The organism is Nocardia sp. GCM10030253 (genome assembly GCF_042675075.1).
In the GTDB taxonomy this organism is placed as follows: domain Bacteria; phylum Actinomycetota; class Actinomycetes; order Mycobacteriales; family Mycobacteriaceae; genus Nocardia.
Window position 1 is genome coordinate 899,327 of the sequence record NZ_JBHTDL010000004.1, and the last position, 20,826, is coordinate 920,152.

Sequence of the window (20,826 nt, forward strand, 5' to 3'; positions counted from 1 at the left end):
TCAGGTGCCTTTGTCCGATCGGACTACAGCCCTGCGATCGGTCCGGCCCTCAGCGCTGGCTTCCCGGAACCAGCGAGCGCACGAAAAATGCCAGGTTGGCCGGGCGTTCGGCCAGTCGACGCATGAAATAGCCGTACCACTGATCGCCATAGGGCAGGTAGACCCGCAGGTGATGGCCCTCCTCGACCAACCGTCGTTGCTCGACATCTCGGATGCCGTAGAGCATCTGGAACTCGAACTCGTCGGCCTTGCGATCCACCTCCGTCGCGAAGCGCTGCGCGGCGTCGATGATCGCCGGGTCGTGGGTGGCGACCATCGGGTAGCCGTCGCCGTTCATCAGGATGCGCAGGCAGCGCAGGTAGGACGCGTCGACGTCGGTTTTGCCCTGGTAGGCGACGGACGCGGGTTCCTTGTAGGCGCCCTTGCAAAGGCGAATGCGCGAACCGTGGCCGGACATGTCCTGGCAGTCGGACTCGGTGCGGCGGAGGTATGCCTGCAGCACGGTGCCGAGCGTGGGGAAGTCTGCACGCAGCTCCCGCACGATGGACAACGTGGAATCGGTGGTGGTGTGATCTTCGGCGTCGATGGTGACCCACACCCCCGCTTCAGCGGCAGCGGCGCAGATCTGGTGCGCATTATCGCGCGCGATCGCGTGCCCGTCATCGGCGAGGGACTGGCCGAGTGCCGAGAGCTTGAGCGACACTTCCAGCGGCCCGACAATGGTTCCGGTGCTGTCGACCAACTCACGCAGCCGAGCCAGCTGCGACAGCAGTTGTAGGTAGTGCGACACCGTGTCGTGCGCCTGATCGATCTCGGTGGTGTCCTCGCCGAGGTAGTCGATGGTGATGTAGCGCCCGGAGCCGAGCAATGCGGTGGCGGTGGCGATCGCCTCGTCCTCGGATCGGCCCGCGACGAACCGGTCGACGAGTTTCTTGGTCGCGGGCATCCGCGAGATGGTGCGCTCGATACGGGGTGATCGGGAGGCGGCCAGCATGGCGGGCCGCAGCAGACCGGACTTTGCCATCACTTGGCCTCCGATTCGGTTGCCTGGTGCGGGTATCGGTGGTCGGTCGGCGGGACGAAGGTCTCCTTGAGGGTGCGTGCCGAGGTCCAGCGCAGCAGGTTCTGTGCCGAGCCCGCCTTGTCGTTGGTTCCGGACGCGCGACCTCCGCCGAACGGCTGCTGCCCGACGACGGCGCCGGTGGGCTTGTCGTTGATGTAGAAGTTGCCCGCGGCGAAACGGAGGCTGTCGGTTGCCTTGGCGACGGCGTTGCGGTCCTCGGCGATGATCGAACCCGTCAGGCCGTAGGCCGAGCCCTGATCGACCAGGTCGAGGGCCGCGTCGAAGGATCCGGCGACGGAATCGTCGTAGACGTGGACCGCGAGGATCGGCCCGAAGTATTCGGTGCTGAACGCCTCGTCGGTGGGATCGTCGCCGAGCAGCACGGTGGGGTCGACGAAGTAGCCGACGCTGTCGTCGGTGTGGCCGCCTGCGGCGATCGTCAGGCTCGGCGTGGCCTTGGCGCGGGCGATCGCGTCGGCGTTGCGGTCGAAGGCGCGCTTATCGATAACGGCGCCACCGAAATTGGTGAAGTCGGTGACATCGCCGTAGGTCAGCGCGGAGACCTTGTCGATGAGCTCGCCCGCCATCTTTGTCCACACCGACTTCGGGACGAACGCGCGCGAGGCCGCCGAGCACTTCTGGCCCTGGTAGTCGAACGCGCCGCGGATCAGTGCGGTGGTCAGTACCGCCGGGTCGGCCGAGCTGTGTGCGAGCACGAAATCCTTGCCACCGGTTTCTCCGACCAGGCGCGGGTAGGTGCGGTAGTCGGCGATATTGGTGGCGACCGCACGCCACAGGTGCTGGAAGGTTTTGGTGGAGCCGGTGAAATGGATTCCGGCCAGCCTGCGGTCGGTCAACACCACGTCCGACACCTCGGGGCCCGCGCCGTGCACCAGGTTGATCACTCCGGGCGGCAAACCTGCGGCCTCGAGCAGCTTCATCGTCCAGTACGCGGCGACCGCTTGGGTCGGTGCGGGCTTCCACACCACGGTGTTGCCCATCAGCGCGGGCGCGGTCGGCAGATTCCCGGCGATCGCGGTGAAGTTGAACGGGGTGATCGCGTAGACGAAACCTTCCAGCGATCGGTATTCGAGCCGATTCCACACTCCGGCGGACGAGATCGGCTGTTCCGCCAGAATTTGCCGCGCGAAGTGCACATTGAAGCGCCAGAAGTCGACCAGCTCGCACGGCGCGTCGATCTCGGCCTGATAGGCGGTTTTCGACTGCCCCAGCATTGTTGCGGCGGCGATTGTTTCGCGCCACGGGCCGGACAGCAGATCCGCGGCGCGCAGGAACACCGAAGCTCGATCCTCGAACGACAATGCCCGCCAGCCCGCTGCCGCGGCGGTGGCCGCTTCGACCGCATCCCTGGCATCGTCCGGTCCGGCTGTGGTGAGCGTGCCGAGCACGGCGGCGTGCCGATGCGGCTGCACCACGTCGATGGTCGGACCCGCGGTACGTCGGTGCACGCCGCCGATGACATGGTGGACCTCGGTCGGCGTAGCTTGCAGTTCGGCCAGCTTCGCCCGCAGTCGCGCACGTTCCGCGCTGCCGGGGGCGAACGTCCCTACCGGTTCGTTGACCGGCTGCGGGGTGGTCGCAATGGTGTCCATGAATCCTCCTGGGGTGTATGGAGTTTCGAAAGGTCGTGGACGACGACGATTGAGCGGAAGTCAACACCGGAAAACGGCACGAAGAATGAGCCAGTCGGACAAAGATAGAGTTGCCGCCTTGTCCAGCTGGCTAAAGTGCTGTACTGGGTCCGGAAAGTGAGGTGTTGACAGTGGCAATGAATGCGCAGACCGAGGGCAGCACACTGCGTGAGCTGCTCGACGCCCTGGACACCGCGGTGGTCGAGCTCGTGGACGCGCCGGAGGGCGATACGGTCGCGATACGGACGGTGGCGCTGGTGGACAGCTCCGATCTGACGGTGGAGACCGAGTCCCGCTCACCCATGCAGGACATGTATCTGCACGTCGGCATTGCCGAAGCCGAGGCGGTGCAGTGGCTGCGCGCTGTCGGCAAACGCCCCGTCGTGCACCGGCCGCGTGCGGTGCTGTCGAAGATTGCGCACGAGTCCGACGCCGTCCGCACGGCCGCGCACCGCGTCGGTGTCGCGCTGGTAGCGGTGCACCAGCAGGCGCGGTGGGATCAGGTCTTTCCGCTGATTCGCCGGATGCTCGAACGCGCGCGTGGGCAGCGCTCGACCACCGAGACGCGGGATCTGCTCGACGCGGACACCGATCTGTTCGGTCTGGCCCAGATCGTCGCGCAGAATGCGGGCGGCATGGTGTCCATCGAGGACCCGCAATCGCACGTCCTGGCGTACTCGGCCTCGAACGAGGCCGCCGACCAGTTGCGGATCCTGTCGATTCTCGGCCGCGAGGGACCGCGTGACTACCTACGCATCCTGCAGAAGTGGGGGGTGTTCGATCAGCTGCGACAGACCGACAAGGTCATCGACCTGCCCGCACACGACGAACTGAACATCAAACATCGACTGGTGGTCAGCATCCGGCGTCCGGCGGACGGAACTGCCGGTACGCCAAGGGTTCTCGGCACGATCTGGCTCCAACAGGGCGACAAGCCGTTCAAGCCCGACGCCGCCGAGGTCCTGCGCGGTGCATCGGCGATCGCCGCGCGCATCATCTCCCGCAGCCTCGACGCACCCTCCACCGAAACACTGTTGATACAAAGGCTGTTCGGCGCTCGCGGCAGTGGCGTCGACGTCCCGTCGGTGGCGAGCGCGCTGAACATCCCGGTGACCGGGCCCGCCGCGGTGGTCGGATTCGCCCTGACCGACATTGCGCAGGCATCGACCGAATCGGCGTCCCTCGGCAACGCACTACGCTTGCACGCCAGCTCATTTCGCCGCGACTCGCTCACCGCGGTACTCGGTGACCGAGTGTATGTCCTACTGCCGCACTATCAGTCCGTGCGTGCGGTGAACGCGTGGACGCGCCAGTTGGTCGCACAGTTCGAAACGAAGCGGTCCCTCGTGCTGCGCGCGGCCATCGCCATCCCCGTCGCCGATCTCACCCATGTCGCGAGCGCGCGGACCGAGGTCGACCGGGTTCTCGACAGCACCGCGACCACCTTCCCGAAAGGGCGGGTGACGACGCTGGCCGAATCCCGCACCGCTGTCCTGCTCGCCGAGATCCTCGACCTCGTCGGCGCCCGACCCGACCTGCACGACCCCCGGCTGCAAGCCCTGTTCGACTACGACCGTAAGCACGCCGCGAACCTGCAGGAAAGCGTCGAAACCTACCTGCGCGAACACGGCGACGTCCGCAGTGCCGCCGCCGCACTCCAGGTGCACCCGAACACGCTGCGCTATCGCATCCGCAGAGTCGAGGACATCGTCGGCGTCGACCTCGCCGACCCGGCCGACCGTCTCCTGCTCGAAGTGCAGCTCGCACTACCTCGCCGCGCCGACGCCTGAGCGCGCCACGGTGCCGATGTGCCGCCCGGTCGCCCGGGTATGTCGATAGCTGTCAGCTACTTCCGGATGACCACGGCGGATCTACGACCCGTTTGCCATTCGGATTTCGGCCGCTTCGGCGCAGGTCCGGCACCGATCTCCGACCGGACGACGGCCGAGGTGGTGCTCGCCTCTTTTGAACCGCGGGCTACCGGGTACCCGACAAGAATCGAATTCCGTTGGGAACGAGGTTTATCGGATGAAGGACGAGTCGATCACCGATCGGACCGAATCGCCGCGACACACACGTCGCGGCGACAGCTACGACGACATCGAGCCCTGGTTCGAGAAGTTGGCGGCGCTCGAGGCGACCGACCCACACCGTGCCACGATGCGAAATCACGTCATCGATCTTGCCCTACCGCTGGCCGAGCACATCGCTCGCAAATTCGCGGGCCGCGGCGAATCCTTCGACGACCTGCTCCAGATAGCGCGTCTCGGGCTGGTGCAGTCGGTGGACCGTTTCGATGTGTCCCGAGGCAGCGCGTTCCTCGCATTCGCGGTGCCGACCATCATGGGTGAGGTGCGCAGGCACTTCCGTGACCGCACCTGGTCGGTGCGGGTGCCGCGCCGGCTGAAGGAGATCCAGCTGAAGATCGGTCCGGCGACCGAGACGCTGTCGCAGCGCCTCGGTCGTATGCCGAGCGCCCGCGAGCTCGCCGAGGAACTCGACGTGGAGCTCGCCGAGGTCACCCAGGCGCTGGTCGCGCGCAACGCCTACCGGGCGAACTCGCTCGACGCGGCGAGCACCGACGACGGTGAGCAGGCCGCGCTGCCGCTGATGGACACCCTTGGTGCCGTAGAGCCCTGTTACGGCCTGCTGGAGGACGCCATGGCAGTGCGTCCGCTTGTCGCCGCGCTTCCGGAGCGGGAACGGCAGATACTGATCATGAGGTTCTTCGAATCGAAGACCCAGCAACAGATCGCCGACCGCCTCGGCGTCTCGCAGATGCAGGTATCGCGCATCCTGACCAGGACGTTGAGAAAGCTTCGTGAGCAAGCCTCGTATGATGAACACTTTTCACGTGCAGCGTGATGCGAACGAACTTCCCACCCTGGAGGGACATGTTCAAATTTATCGAGGTGGCCAACGCGGGCTTCGCCTTCGTCTCGGTCGCGGCCCTGGTCGGGACCGCTAGCGGGGCGGCAACGGCCGCACCCGTCGCGCCCGCGGTCGGGGGTGGTTCCGGCATCATCATCGACAATCAGTTCCAGTGCACCGTGACCACCGTCGGTCATGACGCGGCGGGCAGACTGGTCGGGCTGACAGCGGGCCATTGCGGGAACCCCGGCTCCCAGGTGGTCGCCGAGGCCAACCCCAACTACGGGGTGGTCGGCCGGTTCGTTTATTCCGATAAGAATCTCGACTACGGCATTATCCAGTTCGATCAGGGCCGGATCACCCCCGTCAATCAAGTCGGGACCGTCACCATCACCGAGATCGGCGCTCCGGCCCAGTTCCCGATGGTCGTCTGCAAGAAGGGCCGCACCACCGGCAACACCTGCGGTGTTGCCTGGGGCGACGTCTTCGGGACGAACAGTGAGACCTGGACCCAGATGTGCGTGTTGGAGGGTGACTCCGGTGCGCCGGTCGTCGTCGGCTCGACACTGGTCGGGATGGTGAACGCCTACCTGGCCATCGGCTGCTTCGGCCCTGAGGTCGGCACCACCATGAGCGTCATCATGAACAACATGAATGCGCGCGGCGACGTCGGCGCCGGTTTCCTGCCCATTTGATTCACCAACAGCCCTGCAGGGTCGCCTCGGTCAACTCGGCGACGACGTCATCGACGTTGCGTCGCCCGCGAAAAGCGTTGATCTGGCGTATCGCACCGTTGCCCCTGGCAAGGACGGCGGCCATCGAGTCGGCGACGAAGGTCCGCTCGCCGAGCTCCTCCAGCGCGGGTTCGACGTGCTCGACGAGCTTGGCGAGTTGCGCGACGGCCGGTCGGACCCGCCCGTCCACCGGGTCGACGCTGTCGCCGTCGAGGCCGCTGCGCGCGGCCTTCCAGTACGCCGCGCGCAAGATCTCGGCCGTCACGGGGGGAGCGGTGCGCCCCTGTGCCAAGGACCTGCGCGCCATCAGGACGGTGGCCCGGACCAGGGTCGCGAGCAGGGCGGTTTCCTCGACGGTGGCGGGTATGTCGCTGACGCGGATCTCGACGGTGGGAAACGACATCGACGGGCGGACGTCCCAATAGACCATCTTCTCGTCGAAGATGCTGCCGCTGGACAGCATCATGGCGACCATCGCGTCATATTCGCCCACCGATCGGAAATACGGCGGCGGCCCCGCGCTCGGCCAGCGTCGCCACAGGATGCTGCGCCAGCTGGCGTAACCGGTCTCGGCCCCGCGGTAGATCGCGGAGTTCGCGGTGAGCGCGAGGAACAGTGGCAGCCACGGCCGCAAGAAATTGCCGACCTGCAGCGCGACCTCGCGGTCGGGAACGCCGACGTGCACGTGGCACCCGCACAGCCCCTGCTCATGGGCGAGCATGCCGAAGTCCGCGGACATGCGCCGATAGCGTGGAGTGTCGGTGATCGGGAACGTCTGCGGCACGGTCGGCGGAATCGCCACCGCGAGCAGTCGGGCATCGTTCTTCTCAGCGCACGACGCGATACTCCTGCGCAGGTCGCGCAGCTCATCGCGCAGCTCGGTCGCGCTGGTGTGCACGGCGGTGTTCGTCTCCACCTGGCAGCGGGTGAGTTCCAGTTGGAGCCCGATACCGAGCTCCGCCGCTGTCTGCGCGACCGCCACATTCTTCGGAGCGGGCGCACCTGTCCGCGGATCCGCAAGGAGAAACTCCTCCTCGACACCGAAGGTTGCCGAGTCTGCGTCCATAGGAGCAGGCTACCCGCCTTCATCAGGGCAAACGTGAGCTCGGTACCGGATCGCGCACGAGGATCTGGAGGCTTTCGCCGGGCGGCCGGTGCCCGCGCCTGTGCGCGAGACGGCTGGGCGTCGGCGGCATACCGAGGTGTCGAGCATCGTGCAGGTCGACGCGATCGATGCCGAGACAGCGGATCGGCTGGCCACGCTGCTGATGGGCGCGGCGGCCACACGTGGTGCGGGTGATGAGCCGCTGCGGATCGAGACGGCCTATGACGAGGAGGGGGCGCGCATGAAGATCATCGTCCTCGGTGGCCTGGCCGACACCGCTCGGTTGTTCGACTATATGGAAGGGGTTCTCGCGTCATGAGCGGGATCTACAAGTCCGACGCGGGCGCGGATGAAATCAAGCGTCGCTACCAGGAATTACTGCGCGACTGGCCGGTTCCCGCCGAACGGGTACTGGTGCCGACCCGCGAAGGCGAGACCTTCATTGTGGTCTCCGGCCCCGAAGACGCGCCACCGGTGCTGCTGCTACACGGCTCGGGATCGAACACGACGATGTGGCGCGGCGATATCGCTTCCTGGGCACAGCATTTCCGCACCTATGCCATCGACATCATCGGCGAACCTGGCGGCAGTGCGCCGTCCCGACCGACTTTGGGCTCCGAGGATTACGCGCTGTGGCTGGACGATGTGCTGGATGGTCTCGGGATCGCGAGCGCCGCGATCATCGCGGCCTCCCTCGGCGGCTGGATGGCGCTGGACTACGCAACTCGCAGACCGGAGCGGGTGACCCGCCTTGCGCTGCTGTGTCCAGGCGGCCTGGGCAGGCAGACGATGGGCTGGCTGGTAAAGGCGGTGTTCCTCCGCATGTTCGGACGCTGGGGCGTACGTCGGTCGGCGCGTACCGTCACCGGCCTCGACATCCCGCAGGCCGGACCGGTTCTCGACGATGTGGTGCTGACCTTCAGCCAGTTCAAGCCCCGCACCGAGCGGCTTCCGGTGTTCTCCGACGACGACTTGCAGCGGCTGACCATGCCCGCGGTGGTGATAGTCGGTGGCCGAGATGTCCTGTTCGACTCCGCGGAAACCGCTCGGCGTGTTCAACAATGCATCCCGCACGCGACTGTGCACCTGCTGCCCGATGTCGGGCACGCGATCCTTGGCCAGACCGATTCCATTCTGGCGTTCCTGCGCGGCTGACCTGGCTGCTGGCAGGCGAACTCGCCACGGCCGCAGGCGATTACACCAGCGCCTTTGCCGTATACGAGCGGGAGTTGCGCGACTACGTGAAGATCAACCAGGACGGTGCGCACGAGGTGGTCGGCATGCTCTTCGCCGAGCCGCCGCTGCAGGAGGTATTCGATGCCATGGCGGCGAACCCGCCGGAGGACGAACCGGATGCCCTCACACTGAAGACCTATGGGTGACGACGACGCGCACCGCCCGGCCGCATTCGGTCGGGCGAGACGCCGTCCGGCGTGATGTTGGTGTACTACGCTTTGCTGGACGTTGTCTCTTCCTTGGAGACAGTGGGTGACGGGCAGCTTCACGAGGGTAGGGGCGGGAATGAAGCCTTGGGGACGTACCGAGCAGGTTCCGGCGGAGATTGCGAGCTCGCTCGTTTACGGTGCGCCGTACGAGACGGCCGAAGGAACAACGGTCATCACCGTCACCCGAATCGGTGGCATCGTTCGGCCGACCGCAAGGCCGGTCGGAGTGTTCTCGGTACACGACGGAAAGACCTCGTGGACACCCGCCGTCGACGGCACCCGGATAGCGCTGCTCGGCGAGACGATCGGCCTACTGTCCGCGGTTATCGCGACGCTCGCGGTGCTGCGCCGTCCACCATGGCCGGATCTGTCGCGCGGCGCACTCCGCGACTGGCTGCGCCGAGAATAGCCGAAAGGCTGGTGGCTGTGGCGCCAGCGAGGTCGATGCCAACTGCGCGATGGCCATGCAGTCGACGCTACCGGAGTCCGTCTATTCGGCACGCCCACCGATGCGGCGGGTGAGATCGTCTGCGGTGTAACGGACTCGAGCGGCGAGGCCGGACCAGTCGGCATCGCAAGGTTGCTGGGTGCAGTGATGACGCAGTGTCACGCTGATCGCGGCGATCGGACGGTGGTCGTGGTCGAACACGGCGTAGGCGACGGACGCGAAGCCGATGGTCACGTGGCCGTCCTCGCAGGACCAGCCGCGGCGGCGTTCCGCGGCGAGGGTGGTGCGCAGTTGCGCCAGGTTGGCCGGTCCCCGGTCGGTGCGGCGCACGAATGCCGCTGCGGAGGGGAAAAGGGCTCGCACATGCGTGGCGGGCAGATATGCGAGGATCGCCCGTCCGGATGCGGTCAGGTGGGCGGGTAATCGGACACCGACGTCGGTCACCAAGGTCTCCGGTCGGGCGGGCCGCTCCTTGATCAGGTAGAGCAGTTCGTTGCCGTGCAGCACGCCGAGGTGCGCGTTGTGTCCGACCCGTTCGACCAGCTCGCGCAGCAGCGGGCGGGCCAGCCGTTCGAGGGGGTCGTGGCGCAGGTAGGCCGAGCCGAGCTCGAATGCCGCGATGCCGAGTCCGTAGCGTCGTTCGGTGGGCAGCCGGGTGACGAATCGGGTCTGCTCGAGCTCCACCAGCAGGTGGTAGGTGGTGGAGCGGGGCAGGTCGAGCTCGCGGGCGATAGCGGAGGCGGACACCGGTCCGGCTCGCCCGGCCATCAGCTGCAGGATCGCCAGTCCGCGCCGCAATGCCGGGATATCGCTACTCGGACACATGCCCACTTCCTAGTATTGTCTCGGATTCCAGACTAAACCTGGCCGCGCCTCATTCTCCACCGGCTCCGCGCACGGTGGAATGGGCATATGTCGGATACCACGCAGCTACAGACGGTCGAGCTGGACGGACCGTTGACCATGGAGCATGTCGTCGCCGTCGCGCGCCTCGGGGCGAAAGTCCGATTCAGCGAGGCCGCCGAGAAACGCCTGACCTCGGCGCGGCAGCACGTCGATGCGCTGGCCGCGGGCACTGTCCCGACCTACGGCGTATCCACCGGCTTCGGCTCCCTCGCGACCCGCCACATTCCGCCGGAGAGCCGCGCGGCGCTACAGCGATCGCTGATCCGCTCGCATGCCGCGGGCGCCGGTCCTGCGGTCGAGCTGGAGGTGGTGCGCGCCATGATGCTGCTGCGGCTGCGCACCCTGGCCACCGGCCACACCGGTGTGCGGCCGGAAACCGCGGTCACCTTGGCCGCGATGATCAACGCCGGCATCACCCCGATCGTGCACGAATACGGATCTCTCGGCTGCTCCGGCGATCTCGCGCCGCTGGCCGCGGTGGCATTGGCATTGATGGGAGAGGGTGCGGTCACCGATTCCGCCGGAACCGTTGTCTCGGCGGCAACGGCATTGCGCGCGAACGGAATCGAGCCGGTGACCCTCGCCGAGAAAGAGGGGCTCGCGCTCACCAATGGCACCGACGGCATGCTCGGCATGCTGGTCCTCGCACTCGCCGATCTGCACCGGCTGCTCGACATCGCCGACCTGACGGCCGCGATGAGTGTGGAGGCATTGCTCGGCACCGACCGCGTGTTCGCCGACGACCTGCAGGCACTGCGCCCGCACCCCGGCCAAGCGCATTCGGCGCGGCGGATCCTGGCTGCCCTCGCGGGATCCGAGATCGTCGCCAGCCACCGTGGCCCGGACTGCAACCGAGTGCAGGATGCCTACTCGCTGCGCTGCGCCCCGCAGGTGCACGGCGCAGCACGCGATACCGTCAGCCACGCCGAGACGGTCGCCGAGCGAGAGTTGGCCTCCGCCATCGATAATCCGGTTGTGCTCGCCGACGGTCGGCTGGAATCCAACGGCAATTTCCACGGAGCGCCGGTCGCTTACGTTCTGGACTTCCTTGCCATCCCGGTCGCCGACGTGGCAAGCATGTCCGAACGCCGTACCGATCGGATGCTGGATGTCGCTCGCTCCCACGGTCTCCCGGCGTTCCTGGCCGTCGACCCCGGCGTCGACTCCGGTCACATGATCGCCCAGTACACCCAGGCGGGCATCGTCACCGAACTCAAGCGGCTTGCGGCACCCGCGTCGGTCGACTCGATCCCGAGCAGCGCTATGCAAGAAGACCATGTATCGATGGGCTGGTCGGCCGCACGCAAGCTGCGCAGAGCGGTATCCGGGCTGTCATCCGTCCTCGCGGTCGAATACCTGACTGCCGCACGCGCACTCGACTTCCGTGCCCCACTGCGTCCAGCACCGGCCACCGCGGCTGCACTCGCCTTGCTGCGCACCAAGGTCGATGGCCCTGGACCGGACCGCCATCTGGCCCCCGAGATCGCCGCAGCGACAGAACTCGTCAACTCCGGCGAGCTGCTTCGCGCCGTAGCACCCCACCTCAGCCCATAACCGAATCCCCATCCGAGGGAGACAAGTCATGTCAGCAGCGCTGCTTGTGTCGTCGAGTGGCACACCATCGAGTGGGCTTCTCGGTATTCGCCGCAGTCATGCGTCACTGGCGGGCGTCGATCGCGGTGGGGCGGGTTTCGATGGGATGGAAGGGCTTTGATGGCGCGGAATGTTCGGGCAGCTCGGGGGTCGGGGTTGACGGCGCGGAATTGGCAGGCCGAGGCGGCGTTGCGGATGCTGCACAACAATCTGGATCCGGAGGTGGCCGAGCGGCCGGACGATCTGGTGGTGTACGGCGGGACCGGGAAGGCCGCTCGGGACTGGGCCAGTTTCGACGCGATCAGCCGGTGCTTGACGACGCTCGATGTCGATGAGACTTTGCTGGTGCAATCGGGGAAGCCGGTGGGGGTATTCCGTACGCACGAGTGGGCGCCGCGGGTGCTGATCGCCAACTCGAATCTGGTGGGGGATTGGGCGAATTGGCCGGAGTTCCGCAGGCTGGAGGCGCTCGGCCTGACCATGTACGGGCAGATGACCGCGGGCTCGTGGATCTACATCGGCACCCAGGGCATCCTGCAGGGCACCTACGAGACCTTCGCCGCCGTGGCGGACAAGCGATTCGGCGGCACCCTTGCGGGCACCCTCACCCTCACCGCAGGGCTCGGCGGAATGGGCGGTGCGCAGCCGCTGGCGATCACCATGAATGGTGGTGTGGCACTGGTGGTCGAGTGCGATCCGGCCCGGGCTCGGCGGCGGGTGCGTGACCGCTACCTCGACGAGATCGCCGATGACTTCGACGACGCGGTCGCCCGCGTCTCGACGGCACGCAAGCAGCGAAAAGCGTTGTCGGTCGGACTGATCGGCAATGCCGCCGAGATGCTACCGAAGCTGCTGGTGGCCGGTGTCGAGGTCGATATCGTCACCGACCAGACCTCCGCCCACGACCCGCTCGCCTACCTGCCGCGTGGCGTCGACCTCGACGACTGGTCGGACTACGCGGCGAAGAAGCCGGACGAATTCACCGATCGGGCCCGAGAATCCATGGCCGATCACGTCGACGCCATGCTCGGGTTCCTCGATCGCGGCGCGGAAGTCTTCGACTACGGCAACTCGCTGCGCGGCGAGGCGAAGCTCGGCGGTTGCGATCGGGCATTCGACTTCCCCGGGTTCGTGCCCGCCTACATCCGTCCACTGTTCTGTGAGGGCAAGGGCCCGTTCCGCTGGGCCGCGCTGTCCGGCGACCCGCAGGACATCGCCGCGACCGACCGCGCGATCCTGGATCTGTTTCCCCACCACGAATCCCTGCGCCGGTGGATCAGCCTCGCCGGGGAACGTGTTGCCTTCCAAGGGCTCCCGGCCCGCATCTGCTGGCTGGGCTATGGCGAGCGGCACCTGGCCGGGCTGCGCTTCAACGAGATGGTGGCCAGCGGCGAAGTGCGGGCGCCCGTCGTGATCGGGCGTGACCACCTGGACTCCGGCAGCGTCGCGTCCCCGTACCGCGAGACCGAGTCGATGGCCGACGGATCCGACGCCATCGCCGACTGGCCACTGCTCAACGCCCTGGTCAATACCGCCTCCGGCGCCAGCTGGGTATCCATTCACCACGGCGGCGGTGTGGGCATGGGCCGCTCCATCCATGCCGGACAGGTCTGCGTGGCCGACGGAACCGCGCTGGCCGCGCAGAAGATCGAGCGTGTGCTGACCAACGACCCCGGCATGGGCGTCATTCGACACGTGGACGCCGGGTACGAGCGTGCCGGTGAGATCGCCGCCGAGCGTGGTGTGCGGATCCCGATGCAGGAGGACAAGTGAATACCGGACGGGATATCTCGCGTGGCCGAAGGAGCGGTGTGCTCCGCTGGCGGATAGGTAGATGTCTATGAGCGCCGATCGTCTGTTGGGCCAGATCGCCGATGTCGGACGTGATGTCGGACGCGGCGGCTATTCGCGGCATGTGTTCGACGACTCGGAGTTGGCGCTGCGCCAGTGGTTCATCGAGCAGGCCGGTTTGCGCGGCCTCGCGGTGCGTACGGATCGCAACGGCAATATCTGGGCGTGGTGGGGACGTCCAGGGCAGGGCGCCGTTGTCACGGGAAGCCACCTCGATTCGGTGCCGGGCGGCGGCGCGTTCGACGGCCCCCTCGGCGTCGCCAGTGCCCTCGCCGCCGTAGATATCTTGCACGCCAAAGGTTTCACTCCGGTCAAGCCGCTCGCGCTGGTGGTGTTCGCGGAGGAGGAGGGCGGCCGGTTCGGTGTGCCGTGCCTCGGCTCCCGGCTGATGACGGGAGCTCTCGACGCCGACCGCGCCCGCGGGCTGCGTGACACCGCCGGAATCACCCTCGCCGAGGCCGCCACCAAGGCCGGGCACGACCCGGAGCGTTTCGGCGCCGATCCCGAATCACTCGCCCAGATAGGCTGTTTCATCGAGCTACACGTGGAGCAGGGCCGCGGCCTCATCGACTTGGACAGCCCGGTCGCCACCGGCAGCTCCATCATCGCGCACGGCCGGTACCGGTTCTCCTTCTCTGGGCAGGGAAATCACGCGGGAGCCACCCTGATCGCCGACCGCCACGACCCGATGCTGCCCGCGGCCGCGGTGATCGCCGCCGCTCGGCGCGCCGCCGCCGCAACTCGCGACGCCAGAGCGACCGTGGGTCGACTCGTCCCGGTGCCCGGCGGCACCAACGTGATCGCGTCGACCGTCGATCTCTGGCTCGACGCCCGAGTGCCGGGCAACGGCCGCACGACCGCTCTCGTCGACGACATCGCCGAAGTCGCCCGCGTCGCCGCGGCGGAGGAAGGGTGCGAGGTCACCGTGACCGAGGAGTCGTATTCGGACGATGTGGTTTTCGACGAACCGCTGCGCCGCCAGATGGACGATGTACTCGGCGGCGTTCCCGCGCTACCCACCGGAGCCGGCCACGACGCGGGGATCCTCGCCGCGCATGTTCCGTCCGGCATGCTCTATGTGCGCAATCCGACCGGAATCAGCCATGCCCCAGAAGAATACGCGGAGCCCATCGATGTGGATTTCGGTGCGATGAGCCTCGCGCATGTGCTGCGGGAATTGGCCGGATGATCAGGTATTGGACCGGATATTCCGCCCTGGCAGACGATTTCGCCGTGGCGGGGGAGCCACCCGCCCTCCGGCGGCGAGAGGAGGCGGTCGGATGAGCGTGTATTGGGCCGAGTATGCCTGGTTGCCGGATGGTCTCGCCGAGTCGGTGTCGATCGATGTCGACGGGGAGATGATCGGATCGGTGGTGGTCGGCGCCGCGCGGTCGGGAAAAGTGCTGGCGGGGTTGACCGTGCCTGGGTTCGCCAACGCGCACTCGCACGCCTTTCATCGGGTGTTGCGTGGGCGCACCCACCATGATCGCGGCACGTTCTGGACGTGGCGGGAACGGATGTATGCCGTTGCCGCCCGGTTGGATCCCGACTCGTATTACCGGCTGGCGCGCGGGGTGTACGCCGAGATGGTGCTGGCGGGGTACACGAGTGTCGGCGAGTTCCACTATCTGCACCATGGCCCCGGTGGCGTGCCCTACGACGATCCGAACGCGATGAGCGCGGCGTTGGCCGCCGCCGCCGAGGACGCCGGGATCAGGCTCACGCTGCTCGACACCTGTTATCTGTCGGGCGGATTCGGCTGGCAGCTCGACGAGCATCAGCGGCGGTTCAGCGACGGCGATGTGGGTGCGTGGGCCGAACGCGCCGCCGCATTCACACCGAAGTCGGACCTCGCGCGAACGGGGGTGGCCGCGCACTCGGTGCGGGCGGTGCCGCCGGGGGCGCTGCGGGTGGTCGCGCAACAGGCCGACGGCAGGCCGGTGCATGTCCACCTGTCCGAACAGCCCGCGGAGAATCGCGATTGTCTGGCCGCGCACGGCCGCACGCCGACCGCGTTGCTTGCGGAGACCGGGATGCTCGGACCTCGGACGATCGCCGTGCACGCGACACATGTGACCGCCGCGGACATTCGGCTGCTCGCCGGAATGCGCGCGGGCGTGTGTGTCTGCCCGACCACCGAACGCGATCTCGGTGACGGCATCGGCCCCGGTCGCGCGCTTGCCGACGCCGGGGTGCGACTGTGCCTCGGCAGCGATAGCCATGCGGTGGTGGACGCCTTCGAGGAATGGCGGGCGCTCGAATTGAACGAGCGGCTGGCCAGCCGCTCGCGCGGGCGCTTCGATCTTGCGCAGTTGTACAGTGCGGCAACAGACCACGCGTCGATCGGCTGGCCCGAGGTGGGCCGGATCGAAGCGGGCGCGGCAGCGGATCTGGTGACTGTCGACCTCGACTCGGTCCGCACCGCGGGCACCGACCCGGCCGCCGCGCTGTTCGCCGCCACCGCCGGCGATATCCGCGAGGTTCTGGTAGCGGGCAAAGCCGTTGTCGCCGAGCACCGGCATGTGCGGTTGGAGTCTCCCGAAACTCTCCTGCGAGACGAGATTCAGGCATTGTTCCGAGCGTGATCACCGCCGGGATGTACCCGGCCGTCGCGACGTCTGCTCAGCCCAGCCAGGCCCGGTACCAGTCCACCGTCCGCCGCCAGGCCTCGTCCGCCGCGGTCGGGTTGTACCTCGGTCCGGTGTCGTTGAAGAACGCGTGGTCGGCATCCGGAGCCACGAACACCTCATACGGTAGGCGCGCGTGTTGCAGCGCCGCTTCCGCGCCGGGCCGCGACGCGTCGATTCGGGCGTCCTGTGCCGCGTAGACGGCCAGCACCGCGGCCTTCGAACCGGAGACGTCGCCGTTGTCCGGGAAGGGGCCGTAGAACGGGGTGGCTGCGGCCAGCTTCGGTGTGCCGGACGTCAGCAGCAGCCACACCAGGCCGCCGCCGAAGCAGAATCCGGTGGCACCCACCTGCTGACCGGGCGCCCGCCGCTCGAGTTCGTCGATCCCGGCCCGCAGGTCGGCGACGAGCTTGTCCTGCGGGATCTTGCTGAGCGCGGCGGTGGCGGCGGCCGGGTCGGTGAAGACGCCGGTGCCGCCCGATTCGGAGAGCAGGTCGACGGCGAGCGCGGAGTACCCGACGCCCGCGAATCGTCCTGCCACCGAACGGATGTGGTCGGTGAGCCCCTTGTTCTCGTGGATGACGAGTACCGCGCCACGCGGCTGTGCCGCCGCTGCCCACGCGCCCCGCAACTCGCGACCGTCGGGGCCGGGGAAGGTCACCGGCGTGGTGAGCACCGCGGTACTCATCCCCGGCGGCGGCGCCGCCGAACCGGTTGCCGATGTCACCGGATTCGCAGTCTGTCCATCGCTCGAACAGGCTGCGAGCAACGCGGCCGCCGTCGTCGTACCTACTCCGAGCAGTCCGAGACGGCGCAGCGCCTCACGCCGGGTCAATAACCCGTCGGCATGGTCGGCAGCGATTTCTTCGACGATGTAGCGCTGCAGCGGCGTCATGAACCCCAGCCTAAGACCGAAAACCGAATGCCGGTGCGCCTTTCTGCGATCGTGCGAACGGTCGCGCAGAGGGCAGGCATCCGCTAGCAGCGGTCGCCTGCGTCGAGGGCGGCCAGCAGGTGGCGCAGTGTTTCGCGCTCGTCGGGGGAGAGTGCGGAGAACAGTTCTTCTGCGGCCTGTCGGCGGGCGGCGGACATTTGGGACAGGGCGGCGCGGCCCGCGTCGGTGAGGGTGACCAAGGTGGAGCGGCGGTTGGACGGGTCGTGGGCGCGGCCGACCAGGCCCGCGGACTCGAGGGCGTCGACAACCGTGGTGGCGGAGCGGGGGACGATGTCGAGCCGTTCGGCGAGTGCGGCCATGCGAAGCGGCTCGCTGTGGCGGGCGATGATGCGCAGCGCGCGAGCTTGGGCGGGAGTCAGGCCGAGTGGCGCGAGGCGGGCCGCCTGGTTGCGGCGGATCCGCTTGGCGGCTCGCAGGAACAGCTCGGGCAGGTCACTCTCGGGAGCGGTATCCACAAAGCTGAGCATAGCTCATTATTCAGTGGAATAATTGTGAGTCATACTCAGTTCTATGGGTAGTTTTCCGTGAAAGGAGGCGCCTATGCAGCCCCCACCCGCTCAACTCGGCCGGATCGTCCGGCTTTTCCGGCCCTATCGGGCCCGCCTTGCTCTGGTGGCCGCGCTGGTCGGCCTGTCGTCGGTCGTCTCGCTCGCCTCCCCGTTCATGCTGCGCGGCGTCCTCGATGTCGCACTCCCGAACGGTCGCACCGGCCTGCTGACCGTCCTTGCTGTCGGCATGGTCGCGGTAGCGGCGTCGACCAGTGTCCTCGGCGTGCTTCAGACCTACATCTCGACCGCGGTCGGACAGAATGTCATGCATGACCTGCGGTCCGCGGTGTACGCCCGGCTGCAGCGCATGCCGCTGTCCTTCTTCACCGCAACCCGCACCGGCGAGGTGCAGTCCAGGATCGCCAATGACATCGGCGGCATGCAGTCGACGGTCACTTCGACCGCGACCTCCCTGGTCTCCAACTTCACCACCGTCGTCGCCTCGATCATCGCGATGCTCGCCCTCGACTGGCGCCTGACCGCGGTGTCGCTGATCATGCTGCCGTTCTTCGTCTGGGTGAGTCGCCGCGTCGGCAACGAGCGCAGGAAGATCACCGCTCAGCGGCAGCAGAAGCTGGCGGGCATGTCGGCGATCGTCGAGGAATCGCTCTCGGTGAGCGGGATCCTGCTCGGACGCACGATGGGCCGCTCGCCCGCGCTGATCGACAACTTCGCGAAGGAATCGCGCGGACTTGTCGACCTGGAGATTCGCTCCGGCATGGCCGGTCGCTGGCGGCAGTCGACCATCCAGATCGTCATGTCGGCGATGCCCGCCGTCGTCTACTGGGCCGCAGGACTGACCGTCGCCGCCGGGCATCCACTGGTGTCGATCGGCACGCTGGTCGCCTTCACCACCTTGCAGAGCAGTCTGCTGCGGCCGATGGTGCAACTGCTGTACACCGGTGTCGAGGTGCAGAGCTCGATGGCATTGTTCGGCCGAATCTTCGAGTACCTGGACCTGAAGCCCGACATCGAGGAGCCGCAACGACCGCTGCCACTGCCGAAGGCCGTGGGTGAGGTCCGATTCGAACAGGTCGGTTTCTCCTATGGGTCCGGCACTCGGAATGTGTTGAGCGACATCGATATCACCGTGCCCGTGGGGACTCGCACGGCCGTTGTCGGCGAGACGGGTTCCGGCAAGACCACTCTCGGGTATCTCGTCGCACGCCTATACGATGCGACCTCGGGTCGGGTCACGATCGATGGAACAGATGTGCGGGACCTGTCTTTCGCCGATCTCGCCGGTGCCGTCGGCGTGGTGTCTCAGGAGACCTACCTGTTCCACGCGTCGGTCGCCGACAACCTGCGTTTCGCCAAACCCGATGCCACGGACGAGGAATTGCACGCCGCCGCGCGGGCCGCGCAGATCCATGACCACATCTCGAGCCTGCCGGACGGATACGACACGATGGTCGGCGAGCGCGGCTACCGGTTCTCCGGCGGCGAGAAACAGCGCCTCTCGGTCGCGAGGGTCATCCTGCGCAATCCGCCGATCCTGGTGTTGGACGAGGCGACGAGCGCGCTGGACACCCGAACCGAACGCGACGTCCAGGCCGCCATCGACGCCCTGTCGGCGGGCCGTACGACCATCACCATCGCCCACCGCCTCTCCACCATTCGGGACGCGGACCAGATCGTGGTCCTCGAGCGCGGCCGGATCGCCGAACGCGGAACACACCGACAGTTGGTGGAATCGAACGGCCGATACGCCGAGCTCCTCGCCCGCGACACCACGTTCGACACCGAACAGGACCTGGCCGAACTCGAATTGCTGAGTACACCAGTAGTTTTCGACAAGGCGCTATGACCGAGGCGTCGGTGGCGAACGAAACTCCGAACCACCGGCCGACTGTCGCGGCGCGTCTCGGTTCAACGCGCGGGGAAGCGGATGATCCGGTCATCGCCCGCGCGTGGTTCGCCGCGCCCGTCGGTGTTGGACGTGGTGAGCCACAACGCGCCGTCCGGTGCGATCTCGACCGTGCGCAACCGGCCGTGGTCCTCGAGTCGTGCCACCGGTTCGCTCGGCCTGCCGTCGTGAAGTGTGGCAGTCCATAGCCTTTCGCCGCGTAGCGCAGCGACGTAGAGGGTGTCGGCGGCGATGGCGATACCCGAGGGCGATGCGGCCGACGGTGCCCAGACCAGCAGCGGTTCGGTATATCCGCGGTCGGCGCCGCCCATGCCCTCGACCTGGGGCCAGCCGTAATTGCGGCCCGGCTCGATCAGATTGATTTCGTCGAAGGCGTTCTGCCCGAATTCGGCGGCGAAGAGCCTGCCCGCGCGATCCCAGGCCAGGCCCTGCACGTTGCGATGGCCGAGGCTGTATATCGGCGAGCCTGACGTCGGATTCCCTGGTGCCGGGTCGCCGTCGGGTGTCAGCCGCAGGATCTTGCCATTGGGGTTCGCGGGATCCTGCGATCGCGCGGCCTGACCCGCGTCGCCGGTGCCGACGTACAGCATGCCGTCCGGACCGAACGCGAGCCGGCCACCATTGTGGTTTCCGGCCTTCGCTATTCCGTCGAAGATCACCTCCGGCGTGCCGTCGAGCCGGAACCGCACGATCCGATTGTCCTGCGCGGCGGTGAAATACGCGTACACGTAACCGTTTTCGTGATAGCGCGGCGAGACAGCCAACCCGAGCAGGCCGCCTTCGCCGCGCGCGACGACGCCAGAGACCGCATAGACCTGCTCCGGCGCGCGCCCGGGGGACACGCGCAGCACCCGGCCGCTGTCGCGCTCCGCGACCAGAGCGTCACCATCGGGCAGAAACGCCAGCCCCCAGGGGACTTCGATGCCGCGAGCGATTTCTTCCCCAGCGCCCAGATCGGGCACCCCCGCCGTGCTGCTGCTCGCAACCGTGGTGGCGGTGCCCGCGGACCGCTCTGGTTCGGAACTGTGGTCGCAGGCCGATACCGCACCCGTGACCAGAACCGCCATGGCAACGACACCCAGCCTCCGACGCGCGCGTGGGGCGGGCATCAGGGTGGAAAGGTGCGTTCGTCGGATCGCCATGAACCAGGGTTGCACGAGG

At 67.4% G+C, this 20,826-nt stretch carries 19 protein-coding genes; 12 read left to right on the forward strand and 7 right to left on the reverse strand.

The features are described 5' to 3' along the window. Window positions 1–49 precede the first annotated feature (49 nt). Both ACFQZZ_RS08255 and pruA read right to left on the reverse strand, forming a co-directional pair. A complete protein-coding gene (locus ACFQZZ_RS08255) occupies window positions 50–1,024 on the reverse strand; it encodes a proline dehydrogenase family protein (RefSeq protein WP_378676212.1) in 975 nt (324 codons plus the stop codon). Further along, on the reverse strand, window positions 1,024–2,676 hold the full coding sequence (gene pruA / locus ACFQZZ_RS08260; RefSeq protein ID WP_378676215.1) for an L-glutamate gamma-semialdehyde dehydrogenase: 1,653 nt from the start codon (window positions 2,674–2,676) through the stop codon (window positions 1,024–1,026). Before pruA ends, ACFQZZ_RS08255 begins: the two co-directional genes overlap by 1 nt. Before the next feature lie 176 nt (window positions 2,677–2,852). Between pruA and ACFQZZ_RS08265 the strand changes: the two genes are divergently transcribed. The 3 genes from ACFQZZ_RS08265 to ACFQZZ_RS08275 all read left to right on the forward strand — a co-directional run bounded on the left by ACFQZZ_RS08265 (window position 2,853) and on the right by ACFQZZ_RS08275 (window position 6,281). Next, entirely contained in the window at window positions 2,853–4,505 is a 1,653-nt protein-coding gene (locus tag ACFQZZ_RS08265) for a PucR family transcriptional regulator (RefSeq protein ID WP_378676480.1), read from the forward strand. A gap of 238 nt (window positions 4,506–4,743) precedes the next feature. Further along, window positions 4,744–5,580 carry an RNA polymerase sigma factor SigF gene (locus ACFQZZ_RS08270; RefSeq protein WP_378676218.1) on the forward strand — a complete coding sequence of 279 codons (837 nt, stop codon included), beginning with the start codon at window positions 4,744–4,746 and terminating at the stop codon, window positions 5,578–5,580. 29 nt (window positions 5,581–5,609) lie between these two features. Further along, window positions 5,610–6,281: a S1 family peptidase gene (locus ACFQZZ_RS08275; protein WP_378676220.1), complete on the forward strand. Its 672-nt coding sequence runs from the start codon at window positions 5,610–5,612 to the stop codon at window positions 6,279–6,281. A 1-nt stretch (window position 6,282) separates the two neighbouring features. Here the strand turns inward: ACFQZZ_RS08275 and ACFQZZ_RS08280 are convergent, their stop codons facing one another. Next, window positions 6,283–7,386 carry a glutamate--cysteine ligase gene (locus ACFQZZ_RS08280; RefSeq protein WP_378676222.1) on the reverse strand — a complete coding sequence of 368 codons (1,104 nt, stop codon included), beginning with the start codon at window positions 7,384–7,386 and terminating at the stop codon, window positions 6,283–6,285. Window positions 7,387–7,534: 148 nt separating this feature from the next. On the opposite strand from ACFQZZ_RS08280, the gene ACFQZZ_RS08285 reads away from it, so the two are divergent. The 4 genes from ACFQZZ_RS08285 (at window position 7,535) to ACFQZZ_RS08300 (ending at window position 9,279) form a co-directional block, all read left to right on the forward strand. Further along, the gene (locus tag ACFQZZ_RS08285; RefSeq protein WP_378676225.1) at window positions 7,535–7,744 is read left to right on the forward strand and encodes a hypothetical protein; all 210 of its coding nucleotides are present in this window, start codon (window positions 7,535–7,537) and stop codon (window positions 7,742–7,744) included. Beyond that, entirely contained in the window at window positions 7,741–8,580 is an 840-nt protein-coding gene (locus ACFQZZ_RS08290) for an alpha/beta fold hydrolase (RefSeq protein ID WP_378676228.1), read from the forward strand. Before ACFQZZ_RS08285 ends, ACFQZZ_RS08290 begins: the two co-directional genes overlap by 4 nt. Before the next feature lie 74 nt (window positions 8,581–8,654). After that, a complete protein-coding gene (locus tag ACFQZZ_RS08295; RefSeq protein WP_378676231.1) occupies window positions 8,655–8,807 on the forward strand; it encodes a hypothetical protein in 153 nt (50 codons plus the stop codon). A 139-nt stretch (window positions 8,808–8,946) separates the two neighbouring features. Next, the gene (locus tag ACFQZZ_RS08300; RefSeq protein ID WP_378676234.1) at window positions 8,947–9,279 is read left to right on the forward strand and encodes a hypothetical protein; all 333 of its coding nucleotides are present in this window, start codon (window positions 8,947–8,949) and stop codon (window positions 9,277–9,279) included. Between the two features lie 81 nt (window positions 9,280–9,360). On the opposite strand, the gene ACFQZZ_RS08305 is transcribed toward ACFQZZ_RS08300, so the two are convergent. Then, a complete protein-coding gene (locus ACFQZZ_RS08305; RefSeq protein ID WP_378676236.1) occupies window positions 9,361–10,143 on the reverse strand; it encodes an IclR family transcriptional regulator in 783 nt (260 codons plus the stop codon). 87 nt (window positions 10,144–10,230) lie between these two features. Between ACFQZZ_RS08305 and hutH the strand changes: the two genes are divergently transcribed. From hutH to ACFQZZ_RS08325, 4 genes are all read left to right on the forward strand, one after another. Beyond that, window positions 10,231–11,778, forward strand: a complete 1,548-nt coding sequence (gene hutH, locus ACFQZZ_RS08310) for a histidine ammonia-lyase (RefSeq protein WP_378676239.1) — start codon at window positions 10,231–10,233, stop codon at window positions 11,776–11,778. A 159-nt stretch (window positions 11,779–11,937) separates the two neighbouring features. Continuing rightward, window positions 11,938–13,590, forward strand: a complete 1,653-nt coding sequence (hutU, locus tag ACFQZZ_RS08315; protein WP_378676242.1) for a urocanate hydratase — start codon at window positions 11,938–11,940, stop codon at window positions 13,588–13,590. Window positions 13,591–13,657: 67 nt separating this feature from the next. Further along, window positions 13,658–14,857: an allantoate amidohydrolase gene (locus ACFQZZ_RS08320; protein ID WP_378676244.1), complete on the forward strand. Its 1,200-nt coding sequence runs from the start codon at window positions 13,658–13,660 to the stop codon at window positions 14,855–14,857. A gap of 91 nt (window positions 14,858–14,948) precedes the next feature. Continuing rightward, window positions 14,949–16,253 carry a formimidoylglutamate deiminase gene (locus ACFQZZ_RS08325; RefSeq protein WP_378676247.1) on the forward strand — a complete coding sequence of 435 codons (1,305 nt, stop codon included), beginning with the start codon at window positions 14,949–14,951 and terminating at the stop codon, window positions 16,251–16,253. Between the two features lie 37 nt (window positions 16,254–16,290). On the opposite strand, the gene ACFQZZ_RS08330 is transcribed toward ACFQZZ_RS08325, so the two are convergent. Both ACFQZZ_RS08330 and ACFQZZ_RS08335 read right to left on the reverse strand, forming a co-directional pair. Continuing rightward, on the reverse strand, window positions 16,291–17,190 hold the full coding sequence (locus ACFQZZ_RS08330; RefSeq protein WP_378676249.1) for a dienelactone hydrolase family protein: 900 nt from the start codon (window positions 17,188–17,190) through the stop codon (window positions 16,291–16,293). Between the two features lie 83 nt (window positions 17,191–17,273). Then, on the reverse strand, window positions 17,274–17,705 hold the full coding sequence (locus tag ACFQZZ_RS08335) for a MarR family winged helix-turn-helix transcriptional regulator (RefSeq protein WP_378676252.1): 432 nt from the start codon (window positions 17,703–17,705) through the stop codon (window positions 17,274–17,276). 85 nt (window positions 17,706–17,790) lie between these two features. Between ACFQZZ_RS08335 and ACFQZZ_RS08340 the strand changes: the two genes are divergently transcribed. Next, window positions 17,791–19,605, forward strand: coding sequence for an ABC transporter ATP-binding protein (locus ACFQZZ_RS08340; RefSeq protein ID WP_378676256.1), 1,815 nt, complete (start codon window positions 17,791–17,793; stop codon window positions 19,603–19,605). Window positions 19,606–19,667: 62 nt separating this feature from the next. Here the strand turns inward: ACFQZZ_RS08340 and ACFQZZ_RS08345 are convergent, their stop codons facing one another. Continuing rightward, a complete protein-coding gene (locus ACFQZZ_RS08345) occupies window positions 19,668–20,732 on the reverse strand; it encodes a PQQ-dependent sugar dehydrogenase (protein ID WP_378676259.1) in 1,065 nt (354 codons plus the stop codon). Window positions 20,733–20,826 lie beyond the last annotated feature (94 nt).